Genomic DNA, 15574 nt, shown 5'->3' with positions numbered 1-15574 from the left:
GGACACGGTGAGCAGCAAGGCTTCGGCCTAGAGATCCGCGGCCGTCAACGGGCCTCCGGGTTCGGGGGTCGCCACCTCCGGATATCCCAGAACCTCCGTCAGTTCCTGCCAGGTCCGGGCGACGGCGAGATGACGCTGGCCGCCCCGCAACGGGTCGGCGCCGGCGTCGATCCGCTCGCGCAGCACCTCCAGGGCGGTCAGCACCCCGTCACCCCACATGTCGTGCATCGCCGCCCTCCAGGTGGGCGTCCCGGCGGGCCCCACGTAGTCGCCGGTGACGGCGAGACCGTCCGGCCACAGCTCCTCCGGGTCGTCCCGGCCGGGAAGGCGCTCCCCCGTCGAGCCGGAGAGCGTACGCAGCACGGGGCTCCAGATGACCGGGCCGTGGGTGTTGGCCAGCATCAGGTTGCCCGCGTCGGTGCCGACGGTGATCCGGTGCAGCAGCAGACTGGTGCTGTCGTCCCCCGCCTGCATCCGGTTCTCCACGCGCAGCGTCAGCGGTACTCCGGCGATCTGCCCGTCGAGACTGGTCAGGGGGCGACCGGCGGACGCTCCTACCGAGGAGATGGACCACGGCCGCAGCCCGTCGAAGATCTCGGCCAGTACGTCTAGCAGGTCGAACGAGACCTGGACCGCGCACATGGCGTCGACGAACACCGGCCGGCGCAGCCTGACCAGGCGGCGCGCGGACGCGATGAACCGCCGGACGGGCTCCACATGGGGATAGAAGGTGTTCACCATGTACTGGACGCCCGCCTTGCGGGCCGCCCGTAGACACTCCGCCAACTCGTCCGGGTGCAGGGGGTGTTCCTGGAGGACGTGGACCCCGCGGTCGAGCAGTGCCCGGGAGAGCTCGGCGCCCCGTCCGCCGCCGACCGCGGTCGACACCACGACGCAGGCCGCGTCGACGTCGTCGGGGAGCTCCTCGACGGCGCCGTACAGCGGGACGCCGTACTCCTTGGCGAGGGCCACCGACCGATCGCTGCCGCGCGCCACGATGCCCGCGAGCTGGAAGCGTTCCGGCGCCGCGTGGGCGAGGGCCGAGAGGTAGACCTGACCGAAGCGGGTGCCGCAGACCACGACCCGCATCGGCCCCGTCGTCGCCCGCGTCATCGGCGCTCCGCCTCTCGCGCCGCCATCATGTCCGCGAGTTCCGCGACACGCGGCGGCCGAAGGGCGCCGGGGTGGTCGCCCGGGACGTCGATCACGGTCACGTCGCCCAGGCACGCCCCGCTCCAGAAGTCGGCCGCGTCGTCCTGCGGGCCGGGCAGGAGGGGCGCGTGCGTGGCAGGACGCAGAAGCGTCAGGTCTCCCGCGTACAGCTCCGGTGCGTAGCGGGCCGCCGCCTCGACCATCCGCGCGAACACGGCGTGCATCGCCGCGAGCCGCCCTGGGTCGCCCAGGGCCGGGTCTGATCCGGCGAGGGCGCGGAACAGCTCCGTCCGTCGCTCGGCCACGTCCCGCAGCCCGAGGGCGCGGAACCGTTCGGCGATCTCCGCCAGCTCCTGGTCGCCCGTCAGCCGGCCGAGGGCGCCCTCGGTCACGGCGGCCGGCGAGCCGGTCACCGCGGCGGCGATCGCCCGGCCCACCGCCGCCTCGTCCGCGGGCCAGCCGAGGGCGCCCGGATCCGCGCCCGTCGCCCGGATGAAGGCGTAGTCCACGAGGAGGTCGTCCTGTGGCAGGTACGGAACGCGGTGGCCGGGGACGACGGTCAGCCGGCGCACCGTCACGTCGGCCTCGCTCAGGGCGCGGGCCAGTTCCAGCGCGATCGGGCCGCCGAGACCGAGGCCGATGATCTCGACCTCCTCGTGCCCGGCGGCCCGCACCTCGCGGGCGTAGCCGACGGCCAGTTCCTCGAGGAGGTCCGGGACGTCGAGGGCGGGCTCGTCCGCGGGGGGCACGAGCCCCACCAGTGGCCCGTCTACGGCGAGTTCGCCGATCAGCGCCCGGTACGCGGTCAGCGTGCCCGTTCCGTCGTGCACGAGCAGGCGGACCGGTCCGTCCCCGGGGCCGCCCAGCGGCACCAGGGAGGACCGCCGGGCCCCGGTCGCCTCCACGGCCGGCTCCGGCGTCCCGGCGGTCTCCAGCCAGCGGGCGAGACCGGCGACCGTCGGGGTGTCCAGGAGGACGCGCAGCAGCACGTCGAAGGGGGCCCGGTCGGCCTCGGGGACGCGCTCGCGGACCCGGCCGACGAACTGCGCCGCCAGCAGCGAGTTGCCGCCCGCGTCGAAGAATCCCAGGTCGCGGCCGGGCAGATCGCCGCCGAGGACCTCCACCCACAGCTCGGCGATCCGGCCTTCGAGACCCGGCCGCGGCGGTTCGGACCGCTCGGCACGCGGCGCGCCGGAAGTGGGTGCGGGCGCCGACTCCAGGAGCCGCTTGCGGTCGACCTTTCCGTTCGGCGTCAGCGGCAGCCCGTCGACGACGCGCACCCGTGCGGGAACCATGTGCCCCGGCAGCCGTGCGGCCACCCAGCCGACGAGCTCCGCGGGGTCGACGGACCCGGGCCCCTGCGTGGGGATGACGAACGCCATCAGCGCCCGCTCGAAGGCGTCGCTGCCCGCGGCCAGCACCACACACGTGCCGACCCTCGGGTGCTCCCCGAGCACCGCCTCGATCTCGCCGAGCTCGATCCGGTGACCGCGGATCTTGACCTGGTGGTCGGCGCGGCCGAGGAACTCGATCTCGCCGTCCGGCAGGTAGCGGCCGAGGTCGCCGGTCCGGTAGAGCTGCTCCCCCGTCTCCGGGTGCGCGAAGAAGCGCTCGCCGGTCCGCTCGGGGTCGCCGAGGTAGCCCTGCGCCAGACCGATGCCCCCGATGAACAGCTCGCCGGTGACCAGGTCGGGCCGGTCGCGCAGCGCGGCGTCGAGCACGTGGAAGCGCTGGTTCGCCAGCGGGGTTCCGTACGGAATGCTGCGCCAGTGCGGGGCGACGGTCGTGATCCGGTGGTGGATCGACCAGATCGCCGCCTCCGTCGCCCCGCCGAGGCTGACCAGCTCGGTCCCGGGCAGATGCCGTCCGGCATGGCCGGGCAGCGAGAGCGGGATCCAGTCGCCCGACAGCAACGCGAGTCGCAGGGAGCCGAGTTCGGTGGGTTCGACGTCCAGGTAGTGCATCAGCATCTGCAACTGCGCGGGGACCGAGTTCCAGAGCGTGACCCCGTGCTCGGCGACCGTCCGCGCCCAGTGCGACGGATCGCCGCGGCGGGCCGGATCCGGCAGGACGAGGGTGGCTCCGACGGCCGTCGGGCCGAACAGGTCGTACACCGAGAGGTCGAAGCTCAGGGCCGCGAGCCCCAGGACCCGGTCGGAGCCGTCGACGCCGAAGCGCCGGTTGATGTCGTGCACGGTGTTGGCGGCGGCGAGGTGGGTGATCATCACCCCCTTGGGCAGGCCGGTGGAGCCGGAGGTGTGCATGACGTACGCGAGGTCCCCGGGCGCCACGGCGCGGTCGTCGGGCACCTCGGCCGGCGGCACCTCGCGCACACCGGTCACGTCCACGCCCTCGACGCCGGGCGGCAGCGCGCCGGTCGCGGCGCCCGCGACGACGGCGAACCGTGTGCCGCCGGCGGTGAGGATCCCGTCACGGCGGCTCGCGGGCTGCCCGAGGTCGACAGGGACGTACACACCGCCCGCGAGGAGGATCCCGAGTACGCCGACGGCCTGGTCCCGGCACTTGTCGATGAGCACGCCGACGAAGTCACCGGGACGACACCCCGCGGCACGCAGGCGTTCGGCCACTCCGGCGGCGCGCCCGAGCCACTGGCCGTAGGTGAGCGATCCGCCGCCGTCGACGACCGCGATCCGGTCGGGGTGCGTGCGGGCGTAGGCGACGAGCGGCTCGTGGAGCAGGCACTCGGGCGCCGGCGCCTCCGTGGCGTTCACCGTGCTCCGCAGGGCGCGCTGCCGGTCGGGCAGCGGCTGCGGATCCACCGCGCCCCAGGGTGCGTCCTGCTCGGCCAGCCGGCGCAGGAGCCCCTCGAAGGCGGCGAACATGTCCTCGACGAGGCCGTCGGGGAAGACGCCTTCCCGGACGTCCCAGTTCATGTCCAGGCGGCCGTCGAAGGGGTCGCCGACCTGGCAGTCGATCCAGACCTGCGGGGTCTGGCTGATGCCGTACACCGGCCGGGGATCACGACCGGCCGGCGAGGCGGGCGGGCTCCCGACCCCGATGCTTCCGGTGAAGACGACGGGGAGCACCGCCGCGTCACGGCCACGGCGCCGGGCGAGTTCGCGCAGCACCTCCACACCGCTGTACAGCCGGTGGTCGAGGTCGTCGAAGACCCGCTCGCCCAGGGCGCGGGCCCGCTCGGTCAGGCTCGTCCGGCCCTCGTTCTCCACCGCGAGCAGGCTGAGCGAGGTGAAGTCCCCGAGCAGCCGGTCCACGTGCGGGTGCAGCGGCATCCGGTTGAGCACCGGGAGCCCCAGACAGAAGCGCTCGACGCTGCTCCAGCGGCCGATGGTCTCGGCGTACGCCGCGAGCACCGCGTTGGCCGGGGTGATGCCGCGCGCGGTGGCGCGGGCCTTCAGCGACTGCCACACCCGGCTCTCCAGCGTCGCGGTCAGACGGCGGAAGCGGGGCGGTGTCGTCGCGGGGTCGTGGTCGTCGCGCAGGGGCAGCACCGGGGCGCCGGGCAGCTCGTCGATGCGCTGCGACCAGTACGCGCGGTCGCGTGCGTACCGCTCGGTGTCGCGCAGGCGGCGCTCGGACAGCACGTAGTCCCGGAAGGTGGCGTCCACCGGCGGCAGTTCGCAGTCCGGCCGCGCGTAGCGGTGGTCCAGCTCGGACAGCACCTGCTGCAGGCTGATCCAGTCCAGGGCCATGAAGTCCACCGACACGTGGAGCACGCTGCGGTCGGCGGCCAGGGTCAGGCGCAGCTCGTACATCGGGCGAACGCCCGTGGGATGCACCCGGTGCGACAGCTCGTCGCGCACTCCGGCGATCGCCTTGTCGACGGTGTCGTCGGGCGCTCCGCGCAGATCGGCGACCTCGACGGCGGTCCCGGCCGGCTCGGACAGGACACGTTGGGTACCGTCCTCGTGGATGACCGTGCGCAGGGTGCCGTGGCGGCGGACGAGGCCGTCCCACGCCCGCCGGAACCGGTCCGGGTCCAGGTCGGCCGGGTAGGCGAACTCCAGGTAGATGTGGCAGGAGACGCCGCCGTAGTCGAAGGCGGCGCTGCGGCCGAAGAGGTACGCCGACTGGATGTCGGTCAGCGGGAAGGGCTCCTCCCGCTCCTCGGGCCGGTCCTCCCACACCGGGGCGTCGCCGTGGCCTGCCGGCGGCGGCTCCGCGCTGTCGGGCACGATGGCCAGCAGCTCCCCCTTGCGGCTGCGCAGCTCGGCGAGGCGCTGGTCGGTCATGGCGCCGCGGGGGGCGCGGAAGCGCAGCTGGTCCCCGTCCCGCCAGAGGCGGATACCTGCGGCGCGAAACGCGTCGAGCAGTTCGTCGGCGTTCACACCGCACCCTCTTCGCAGTCGTCGGCGTCGTACCGGCCGTCGGCCGGCCGCTCGCCGTCGGCGACGGCCAGCTGGTCGATCAGCGCGCTCAGCCCCGCGACCGTCGGAGTGCGCATCACCTCGCGCATGGGCAGTTCGACGCCCCGCGCCTCCCGGATCTCGGCGACGAAGCGGGTCGCGAGCAGGCTGTCGCCACCGAGCAGGAAGAAGTTCTCGTCCCGGCCGACCGAGTCCGCGCCGAGAAGCTTCGTCCACCGTTCGGCGACGAACAGCTCGGTGTCACCGCGCGGCGGATCGCCCACGTCCCGGGCCCATTCGACGGAGTGCTCCAGGACGGTGTGGATCCGTCGCCGGTCGACCTTTCCGTTGGCGCTGAGCGGCAGGTCGGGCAGGACGACGAGATGGGCGGGCACCATGTGGTCGGGCAGCCGGTCCGCCGCCCAGGCGCGCACCTGCTCCACGTCGATCCCTCCGGCCGCCGCGGGCCGGTCGGCGCTGAGCAGGATCTCCCCGGTGGCCTCGGCCCGCACGACGCGGACGTCGCCGAGCCCGGCCGCGGCGCAGGCCCGGGCCCACCGCTCGGGGCCGTACAGCCAGGCGCTCTGCGGTCGGCCCTCCTCGAACCGTCCCGCGCGTGCCTCCAGCGGCAGGGCGGCGACGAGGGCGAGCGGCGTCGGGTAGGCGCGCTCGCACAGGTAGAGCCGTCCGCCGGGCGCGAGCAGCAGGGCCATGGTGGCCACGGCCGTCTCCGGGTCCGCCATCCGGTGCAGCACGTTGTCGGCGACGACGGCGTCGTACGCGTGGACGTGCTGCCCCGCGATCGCCGCGGCGCCCTGCACGGCGGTGCGCACCTGCCGTCCCTGCCCGCTCAGCAGCGCCTCGGCCTTGGCCAGCGCCGGCTTGGAGGTGCCGAGCAGGGTGTACTCGGCCACGTCCGCGTCGAGCCCGGCGAGGAGCCGCGCGGTGCCCAGGCCGCCGCCCACGTCCCACCCGGCGACGGCCGCCGGCGCGTCGGTGGTGCGGGAGCGGAGGTCGCGGGCGATGTCGGCGAGGCACTCGGCCGCACCCGGCATCAGGCCGCCCAGGGCCTCCGGAGCGAGGACCGGGTCGTCAAGGAGCGCGACGGCGTCGGCGTCGCCGGAGACGATGGCCGCGAGGAGCGGCCCGGCCCATTCCAGTGCGGTCGCGACGGGTTCGAGGGGCGTGCCGTGGGTGGCTTCGCGCGCCTGCTTGACCCAGAGCGCGTCCGTGACCTCGCCCCACCGGGGGCCGCGCTCGTAGGTCGCGTCGGCGCGGCGCACCAGGACGGAGCGCTGTGTCAGGTACTCCCGCCAGATGTCCACGACCGGACGCTGCTGGGCGTGGACGGAGGCGACGAGTGCCGCCTCGCCGGGCCCGGTCAGGGGTGCGACGACGCCGGCGAGCAGGGCCTCCACGAGCCGGTGTTCGTGAACGCGCAGGGGGTGCTCCGCCGCGGGGTCGGTCGTGGGCGGCAGGAACGCGTGGTCCACGGCGCCGGTCGTGGCCGGCGGGAACGCGTCGTCCGCGCCCTCGCCGTCGCGGCCGGTCTCCTCGGTGCTCCGCTCCGGGGCCGCCGTCCGCTCGACCACGGCGGCGACCAGTTCGCGGCGTCCGTCGAGGAACGGGACGGCGACGGCCTGGGCGACCGTGGGATGGGACTGGAGGCAGGTCTCGATCTCGCCCAGTTCGACGCGGAACCCGTTGATCTTCACCTGGTGGTCGAGACGCCCCAGGAACTCCAGGTTGCCGTCCGGCCGGTAGCGGCCGAGGTCACCGGTGCGGTACCAGCGCTCGCCGTCCACCACGGGAAAGCGGGCCGCGGTCAGCTCCGGATCGCCCCGGTAGCCGAGGGCGACACCGCTGCCGCCGATCCACAGCTCGCCGGGCACCCAGTCGGGGCAGTCCCGGCCACGGCCGTCCACCACTCGGAACTTCTGGTTCCGCAGCGGCTTTCCGTACGGGATCGACCGCCAGCCGTCCGGCACCGTGGTGACCTCGTAGGCGTTCGACCAGATCGCCGCCTCCGTGGCGCCGCCGAGCGCGACCAGCCTGCACCGGCCGCCCGACGCGGTGGCCAGCCGCTCGGGCAGGTCGAGCCCGATCCAGTCACCGGAGAGCAGGGCCTGACGCATCGTCTCCGGCAGCGGGGAGCCGTCGGCCGCGGTCAGGAGCATGTCGAGCAGCGCCGGGACGGTGTTCCAGACGGTCACCCCGTGCCGGCGGCACAGGGCGAGCCACTCGTTGGCGTCGCGCCGGCCGGATTCCGGGACCAGGACGACGGCGCCGCCCACCCCGAGGAATCCGAAGACGTCCCAGACCGAGAGGTCGAAGTCCAGGGCGGACACCGCGAGGACGCGGTCGTCGGCGCCGACGTGGAACCGCTCGTTGACGTCCTCGACCGTGTTGACCGCCGCGCGGTGGCTGACCTCCACGCCCTTGGGAAGGCCCGTGGAGCCCGAGGTGAAGATGACGTAGGCGGTGTCGTCGGGGTCGGCGTCCACCGGCGCGTCGAGCGGCGGCGCGAGCATCGCGTCGTCGATCGACAGCACTTCGGCACCGGTGTCGGCCGGGTCCAGGGCTCCGCTGCCGTCGAGGATCACCCGGGCGCCGCTGAGTCCGAGGATGCGGGTGCGACGCTCCGCGGGCTGGTCCACGCCGATGGGCACGTACGCGGCACCGGCGGCGAGGACGCCGAGGACCGCCGCGATCTGCTGCGGGCCCTTTGGAGCGACCACGGCGACGTACGAACCGGGGCCGACGCCACGCCGCCGCAGCGCGCCCGCGACACCCAGGGCGCGGCGGGCCAGCTCGTCGTGGGTCATCCCGTCCGCGTCGCCCCACAACAGGGCGGGGCGTCCGGCGCGTTCGGCGGCCCCCGCGAAGAAGGCGGAGTGCAGGAGGTTCTCGCTCAGCGGGCGGGTCGCCGCGTTGACCAGCTCCCGCTGACGCCGCTGCGCGGCGGGCAGGGGGAGCTCCGGCAGCGTGGTGTCCCAGCCGCCGGCGAGCAGGCCGCGGACCAGCTCGTCGTAGGCGGAGAGCATCGCGTCGAGGACACCGTCCGGGAAGAGTTCCTCGACGGCGTCCCACACCAGGAGCACCCCGCCGTCGCGGGTGCGGTAGGTCTGGTGGTCGAGCCAGATCTGCGGGGTCTGGGAGATCATCCACGTGGCCTCGCCGAAGCGGGCCTCGAAGGCGTCCGGCACGAGCGGCGCGGAGAGGTCGCACGCGAAGACGACCGGCGCCGTGCGCGGCGCGTCGGGATCGGTGCGGACGAGGTCGCGCAGTACGTCGACGCCGGAGTAGGCGGCGTGGCCGATGTCCTCGTGCATCCGCTTCTGCAGGGTGCGGGCGCAGTCGGCGAAGCTCTCACCGGTGAGGTCGGTCTCGACGAGCACCAGGCCCGTGAAGTCGGCGACGATCCGGTCGATCTCCGGGTGGGCGTCGAGGTCGCGGTGGAAGAGCGGCAGGTTCATCAGGAAGCGGTCGTCCCCGCTCCACCGTCCCAGGACCATGGCGAAGGCCGTGGCCAGGACCACCGAGGGCGTCAGGCCGGCTTCGCCCGCCCAGCGCTCCATGCGGCGCCACTCCCCGGCCGTGAGCGCGCGGGAGCGCCGGACGAACCTCGGTACGGCGACGGCCTCGGCGTCGACCGCCTGGGGCAGCCTCGGACCGCCCGGCAGCGAGGGCAGCCGCTCCTGCCAGTACGCGCGGGCCCGTTCCCGTTCCGCGGAGCGCAGCCGCTCCTGGTCGGCGAGGTACCGGCCGAAGGTGTAGGTGAGGGGGTCGAGGCCGTCGGGGTCGTCGTAGAGGGCGGCCAGGTCGGTGAGGAGCACCCGGATGCTGGCCAGGTCGGCGGCGAGGAGGTCGACGTTGAAGTGGATCCGGTCCACCCCGCCGGGGAGCCGGGTCAGATGGACGTCCATGACCTCGCCCAGGTCGACCCGCAGGCGTCGGTGCGACAGCCGGTCACGCAAGGCCAGTGCCGCCGCCGTCGCCTCCTCGTCGTCGAGCTCGCGCACGTCCTGGACGGTCACGCCCGGCCACGGGGACTCCCGCTCGATGCGCTGCGTGGCGTCGCCGGCGAACGACGCGCGCAGCATGGGGTGGCGCTCGATCAGGGACAGTACGGCGTTCTCCAGGCGCTCGGCGTCCACCTGCGGGGCGTCGAACTCCAGGTAGGCGTGGCAGCTGACGCCGCCGAGCGGCTGGTCGTCGGCGCGTCCGATCAGATACGCCTGCTGCACCGCCGTGAGCGAGAAGGGCCGGTCCCCGGGGTCGTCGTGCTCAGGGACGGAGGCCGGCGCGGGGGCGGGGGCCGGCGACGGAGCGGCCGGCGCGGCCCCGGTGCCGGGGGCGAGCAGGTCGAACCAGGCCAGCAGCCGGGGATCGTCGGAGAGCTGCGTGAACGTGATCTCCGTACCGGCCCGGCTGAGCCGCCCGGCGAGACGCATCATCTCCAGGGACTGCAGGCCGAGTTCGAAAAGGCTGCTGTCGTCGTCCGCGGGGGTCAGATCGATGCCGAGCAGCTCGGACACCATGCCGCGCAGGGTGTCGCGATCCATCCCGGTCACCGTGGCGACAGGAGCCCCCGCGCCGAGGTCCGCACTGTCCGATGACATTCCAAGCTCCCTTGCACACTGTCGGCTCCGGCGTCTTGCTGCACTGCTGCTTTCCGGGGACGGAGGAACGTTCGGCCCGGCGGTGGCGTCAGAAAGGCCTGGCCTCCTCGGCTCCCTTGGCCTCCGCCACGATCCGGGCCAGCTCGCCCAGGGTCTTGGCCTCGAAAATGGCCCGCATCGGCACGATCACACCGAGCTCCTTGCGGATGCGGCTGGCCAGCTTCGCGGCGAGCACCGAGTGACCGCCCAGGTCGAAGAAGTTGTCCTCGGGGCGGGCCTCGCCGACCTTCAGCGTCTCCCGCACCATGGCGAGCACGGGCTCGTCGCCGGTCCGCGCGGTCTCCGTGCCGGGGGCGGCGGGAGAGGCCACGGCGGCCGCGCCGGCCGTGGAGCGCCGTGCCCGCTCGGCGAGCGCCTTCCGGTCGAGCTTCCCGTTCAGGAGCGTGGGGAAGAGGTCGAGCGTCTCGACGTTCGACGGCACCATGTGCTCGGGAAGCGCGCGGCGCGTGTGCTCGCGCAGCTCCGTCGCGGAGACCTCGTGACGCGCCGAGGTCTTGACGTAGGCGACGATGTGCTCGGTCGAGACGTCCTCCCCGCCGACGGCCGCCACGGCGATCTCCACCGCCGGATGTGCTTCCAGACGGGCCTCGATCTCGCCGAGTTCGATGCGGAAGCCGCGGACCTTGACCTGGTGGTCGACGCGGCCGGTGAAGTAGAACTGCCCGTCGGGTCCGCGCCGTCCGCTGTCGCCCGAGCGGTACATCCGGCTTCCGGGAGGACCGAAGGGGTCGGCGACGAACCGGCTCGCGGTCAGGCCCGGACGGTTCAGATAGCCGCGCGCGACTCCCGATCCGGCCAGGAACAGCTCGCCCTCCCGGCCGTCGTGGAGGTCCTGGAGGCTGTCGTCGAGGACGTAGACCGCGCCGCCGTCCCACGGGGTGCCGACGGTCACCTCGTCCTGGAGGCCCTCGATCGGCCCGCCGATCGAGGCGCCGACGGTCACCTCGGTCGGACCGTACGCGTTGTAGAGGCCCCGGCCCTTGGACCACTCCTCGGCCAGGGCCCTGGTACAGACGTCGCCGGTGGAGGTGATCGTGCCGTCGACCAGCAGCCCCTCGCTCTCGGTGATCCCGAGGGCCACCGGCGGCAGCACCGCGTGGTTCACCTCGTGCCTGAGCATGGTCTCGCGCAGCGACTCGCCCGGCATCAGCTCGTGCTGCTCGGCCATGACGAGGGCGGCGCCCTGCAGCAGGGCGAGCGTGAAGTCCCAGAACCAGGCGTCGAAGCTGAACGACGCCCACTGCAGGATCCGGTCGCCGGCGCCGACGCCGTACAGCCTGGCCTGGGTGGTGACGAGGTCGTCCACGCCGGTGTGGCCGACCGCGACGCCCTTGGGCACGCCGGTCGACCCGGAGGTGTAGATGACGTACATCAGATGGGCCGGAGTCAGCGGCGCCAGGCGCTCGTCCTGGGTGATGTCGTCGGCGTCCTCCCCGGCGCAGTCCGCCTCGAAGGAGGGTTCGTCCAGGACGACTTCGCGCACTCCGAGCTCCAGGGAGCTGACGCTCTCCGTCCGCAGCAGCAGGACGGGACGGGCGTCCACGACCATGTGCGCGAGCCGCTCGGCCGGATAGGTCGGGTCCAGCGGCAGATACGCGCCGCCGGCCTTCAGGACGGCGAGGACCGCCACGATCAGGCGGGTCGAGCGTGGCACGGCGATCGCGACCAGGGAGTCCGGTCCCACGCCCGCCGCCACCAGGCGTCTGGCGAGCCGGTTCGCCCTCGCGTTCAACTCCGCGTAGTCGACGACGGAATCTCCGAAAATCACAGCTGGAGCGTCACTCGACCTTGCAACCACGGATTCGAAATGCTCCGAAACAGTATTCAACTCCGCTCCGCCTCCGACAGAGAGTCGAGCACGATGGACGGCCCCACGATGACATGGCGCCATGCCGCCCGGACAAGCCGTGAAAGAACTCTTTCCTCGGACCCCGCGAGCCCCCGGGCCGCCACATAATGACGAGGTGCCAGGCAACGCTGCCCAGTTGCCCGACCGTGCTGACCGAAGGCGCACACGGTACGAGTTCGTCACGGAGAGAGGGAATCAAAGTGACCGATGACGTGACCTATCAGGACTATCTTGAACTGGATACCTTGCTGTCCCTCCAGAAGCCCCGCACCGCCGGCTCCGCGGCCCTGAAGTCCACTGTTCTGTCGGAACAGTTCTTCATCGTCGCGCACCAGGCGAGCGAGCTGTGGCTCCGGCAGACGATCGCCGACCTGGAAGCCGTCATCGATGTGTTCACGACGACCGACGACACCTCCGACGCGGAGTGGATCGTCGATCTCCTGCACCGTTCCGCCGGCCTCGTCCATGTGCTGCACACCCAGCTGGTCGCTCTCGACCGGCTGCCGCTGACCGACTTCGCCCTGTTCCGGGAGGTCCTGGGGACGGCGAGCGGCGCGCAGTCGGAGCAGTTCCACCGGCTGGCGAAGCTCATCGGCCACTCGAAGCAGGACGGTCCGCTCTACGAGTCGTTCGCCGCCTGGGTCGCCAGGTCGGGTCACTCGGTGGCCGACCTCGCGCGGTCCGGCGTCGAGGCGGGCGTGTACTACCGGATCATCGAGGCTCTGCTGGAACTGGGGAACGGCTACTTCCGATGGCAGGTCGGTCATGTCGGCCTGGTCACCAAGATCATGGGCAGCCATGCCGGGACCGGTGGCACCTCGGGCGCCGAGTACCTGCTGAGCCGATGTCGTCTCCCCTTCGCGGAACTCCGCGAGCTGCGCAGCCAGGCGCACGTCGGACTCACCGTCGCCACGTCCTGACCCGCCCGGACGGGGCCGGCACCCGGCCCTAGACCGGTTCCAGGACGAATCCGCGCCCCCATACGTTGCGCACCGCGAGGCCCACCAGCTGGAGGCGCCGGCGCAGCCGCATCACGTGCAGGTCCAGCGCGTTGCTGGACGAGCTGGAACCGGAGTGTTCCAGGATCTCCCGCAGTTCCGTCCGGTAGATGATCTGGCAGTACCGGGCCACCAGCGGCGCCAGCATCTCGCACTGGGTCAGGGAGAGGGTGACGGACAGGTCCTTGAAGTAGAGGATGCCCGCCGGGTCGAGGACCGGCTGCGACTTGAGAACGGCCCGGGCCGCCAGCTGACGCACTCGGGCCTGGAGATCCTCCTGCACGATCGGGGGGCGCACCCAGTCCTCGTAGAAGCTCAGCTGGTCCGGCGGCGGCGCGCCGTGCTCGACCACGAGCAGACAGAGGTGCCCCCTGACCTTGCACTGCTCGCGCATGTCGCGCTCGGCGGGCCATCGGACGAATTTGACCCGGCTTTTCACATCTGTCGTCACAGGTATCCCCCAGAACCCTTTTTCATTGACATCCGTACCAGGTGCGCTTTTCTACGACCGATCAGGCCGGCACGTCCTCGTGCTCGGCCTGCACGTGTCGCAGGCTTTTCGGGCGCATGTCCGTCCAGACCCGGTCGATATGACCGACGACCTTTTCCCGGGGCTCGGGTCCGTACACCACGCGCCAGCCTTCGGGTACGGCGGTTCCGTGCGGCCAGAGCGAATACTGCTCTTCCTCGTTGCACAGCGCGAGATATTCCCTGCTGTCGTCCTCGAACGCGTTGGACATGGCGTACGACCCCTCCGTCGAAGGAAATACTTTCCGGCCTTGCGTCCGCAATTCAGCGGGCGATGGAGACGCTAACAGCGGGAGATCGCGACGGGCCAGGTTCGCACCGCATCGGCCACTGTGCGTTCCTCATGCGGGGACCGGAGGAATGAAGCGGGGGACGTGCGGGAGCCGGGGGGGGGGGGGGGGGGGGGGGGGGGCCCCCCCCCCCCCCCACCGGCTCCGGTCCATGGGGAGGTCGTTCCTCAGGCGCCGGCCGTCCTCCGGCGGTGGACGTGGGCGATGTAGTCCGCGTGGCTCGGCAGCGTCTCGACCAGGGTCCTGGCCTGGTCCCGGACCAGCTGGAGCTCCTTGACCGCGGCGATGTCGTCCATCAGGGCCAGACCGGGCAGCGGCTGGACGTCGAGGCCGCCGAGCCCCAGGATCATCGCGGTGTAGGAGTAGGGCTCGAAGCCGTGGTAGTACGGGAAGATCGTGTCCGCGTCGGGGAGCTTCGCCTTCCACTGCTCGATGCGGCCGGCCAGCGCGTCGGGCATCGTACGGGTCTTGGCGTCACGCCAGTACGCGTTGTCGTTCCGCTTGGCGGCGACGTAGTGGAGCACGAGGAACTCCCGTACGCCGTCCATCACGTTGGCCACCTGCCGGTTGTACGAGACGCGCAGCTGCTCGTCCTCGCGGCCGCCGGGGAAGTGCTTGACCAGCTGCTCGATGGCGTTCTGGATGAAGAAGATGCCGGTCGACTCGAGCGGCTCGACGAAGCCGCTGGAGAGCCCGATCGCCACGCAGTTGTTCACCCAGGAGTTCTCGCTGCGGCCGATCCGCATGCGGATGTGGTTGGCCTCCAGGTCCTCGGCGGCCGGCCCGACGTACGCGCGCAGCGTGCGCTCGGCCTCCTCCGGGGTGCAGTAGTCGCTCGCGTAGACGTAGCCCGTGCCGGTCCGGCCGTAGAGCGGGATCGTCCAGATCCAGCCGGCGGCCTGGGCACTGGCCCGGGTGTAGGGGCCCATCCCCTGGTCGGCCATCTCCATCGGCACGCGCAGCGCGACCGCGCTGTCGTTGGGAAGGGTGTCCTGGTAGGAGAGGAACGGCACGTCGAGCTTCTTGTTGAGCAGCATGCTCCGGAAACCGGTGCAGTCGATGAAGAGGTCGCCCGAGAGGTCGCCGCTCTCCTTGGTGCGGACGTGGCTGATGTCGCCGTGCTCGTCCACCGCGACGTCGACGACGTCGTCCAGCACGTGCCGGACGCCGCGGTCGGTGCCGTATCCCGTGAGGAGCTTCGCGAGCAGCGTCGCGTCGAACTGGTAGGCGTACGGGAACTGCGTCGTCTGCTGGGCCATGGTGGACCGGCCCACGGCCGCCGGATCCTGCTCACCGGCGCCGAGCGCGAGGAGGCTGCCCTCGAACTGCCGGGGCGAGCTCTTCGCCTCGCAGAGCGCGGCGATCACGGAGCAGTCCCGGTCGTAGTCCGCGCTGGGCTTCTTCCGCAGCCACCAGTCGGCGAGGGAGACGCCCTCGACCGTCCGGGGCCGCTCGAAGGGGTGGTAGAAGTGGTGCCCCTCGGCCCGCCAGTTGTCGTAGCGGATGCCCAGCTTGTAGGTCGCGTGACACTCCGGCATCCAGTCCGACTCTTCGAGGCCGAGATAGGCGAAGAAGTGGCGGATCGTGCTGAACGAGGCCTCGCCCACACCGATCGTGGGCACGTTCCTGGATTCGACGAGGGTGACCGCCAGCCGGTCGCCGAACGCCGCCTTCAGATACGAGGCGGTCATCCAGCCCGCGGTCCCGCCACCCACGATGACAACACTCTTGCTCATGACGTCCTCACTTC

Annotated in this window: 8 protein-coding genes; 1 reads left to right on the top strand and 7 read right to left on the bottom strand. The window is 72.3% G+C overall.

The genetic code is table 11. The annotated features are described in order from the left end of the window. Nucleotides 1-27: 27 nt before the first annotated feature. The 4 genes from ACF1G2_RS31955 to ACF1G2_RS31940 form a co-directional block, all read right to left on the bottom strand. The gene (locus ACF1G2_RS31955) at nucleotides 28-1113 is read right to left on the bottom strand and encodes a Gfo/Idh/MocA family oxidoreductase (RefSeq protein ID WP_391801646.1); all 1086 of its coding nucleotides are present in this window, start codon (nucleotides 1111-1113) and stop codon (nucleotides 28-30) included. Beyond that, nucleotides 1110-5459, bottom strand: coding sequence for an amino acid adenylation domain-containing protein (locus tag ACF1G2_RS31950; RefSeq protein ID WP_391801645.1), 4350 nt, complete (start codon nucleotides 5457-5459; stop codon nucleotides 1110-1112). The genes ACF1G2_RS31955 and ACF1G2_RS31950 overlap by 4 nt, the downstream gene beginning before the upstream one ends. Beyond that, entirely contained in the window at nucleotides 5456-10099 is a 4644-nt protein-coding gene (locus ACF1G2_RS31945; protein ID WP_391801644.1) for an amino acid adenylation domain-containing protein, read from the bottom strand. The genes ACF1G2_RS31950 and ACF1G2_RS31945 overlap by 4 nt, the downstream gene beginning before the upstream one ends. 88 nt (nucleotides 10100-10187) lie before the next feature. Further along, nucleotides 10188-11957 carry a non-ribosomal peptide synthetase gene (locus ACF1G2_RS31940; protein WP_391801643.1) on the bottom strand — a complete coding sequence of 590 codons (1770 nt, stop codon included), beginning with the start codon at nucleotides 11955-11957 and terminating at the stop codon, nucleotides 10188-10190. A 251-nt stretch (nucleotides 11958-12208) separates the two neighbouring features. Between ACF1G2_RS31940 and ACF1G2_RS31935 the strand changes: the two genes are divergently transcribed. Continuing rightward, nucleotides 12209-12928 (top strand): tryptophan 2,3-dioxygenase family protein, encoded by a 720-nt coding sequence (locus ACF1G2_RS31935; RefSeq protein WP_391801642.1) that lies wholly within the window; start codon nucleotides 12209-12211, stop codon nucleotides 12926-12928. Between the two features lie 28 nt (nucleotides 12929-12956). Here ACF1G2_RS31935 and ACF1G2_RS31930 read toward each other — a convergent pair whose 3' ends face one another. The 3 genes from ACF1G2_RS31930 to ACF1G2_RS31920 form a co-directional block, all read right to left on the bottom strand. Further along, complete coding sequence (locus ACF1G2_RS31930) at nucleotides 12957-13400, bottom strand: helix-turn-helix domain-containing protein (protein WP_352191734.1); 444 nt, start codon at nucleotides 13398-13400, stop codon at nucleotides 12957-12959. A gap of 118 nt (nucleotides 13401-13518) precedes the next feature. Next, complete coding sequence (locus tag ACF1G2_RS31925; RefSeq protein ID WP_391801641.1) at nucleotides 13519-13746, bottom strand: MbtH family protein; 228 nt, start codon at nucleotides 13744-13746, stop codon at nucleotides 13519-13521. A 245-nt stretch (nucleotides 13747-13991) separates the two neighbouring features. Then, nucleotides 13992-15560 (bottom strand): tryptophan halogenase family protein, encoded by a 1569-nt coding sequence (locus ACF1G2_RS31920; protein ID WP_391801640.1) that lies wholly within the window; start codon nucleotides 15558-15560, stop codon nucleotides 13992-13994. Nucleotides 15561-15574 lie beyond the last annotated feature (14 nt).

The organism is Streptomyces sp. NPDC013457, from assembly GCF_043089925.1.
Classification (GTDB): domain Bacteria; phylum Actinomycetota; class Actinomycetes; order Streptomycetales; family Streptomycetaceae; genus Streptomyces.
Note: the sequence above shows the minus strand (reverse complement) of the source record. Positions and strands in the feature narration are given on the sequence as shown.

Excerpts from the sequence above, each read along its gene's own strand:
- ACF1G2_RS31955 (WP_391801646.1), bottom strand. The coding sequence starts at position 1,113 with ATGACGCGGGCGACGACGGGGCCGATGCGGGTCGTGGTCTGCGGCACC.
- ACF1G2_RS31945 (WP_391801644.1), bottom strand. The coding sequence starts at position 10,099 with ATGTCATCGGACAGTGCGGACCTCGGCGCGGGGGCTCCTGTCGCCACG.
- ACF1G2_RS31930 (WP_352191734.1), bottom strand. The coding sequence starts at position 13,400 with ATGCGCGAGCAGTGCAAGGTCAGGGGGCACCTCTGTCTGCTCGTGGTC.
- ACF1G2_RS31925 (WP_391801641.1), bottom strand. The coding sequence starts at position 13,746 with ATGTCCAACGCGTTCGAGGACGACAGCAGGGAATATCTCGCGCTGTGC.
- ACF1G2_RS31920 (WP_391801640.1), bottom strand. The coding sequence starts at position 15,560 with ATGAGCAAGAGTGTTGTCATCGTGGGTGGCGGGACCGCGGGCTGGATG.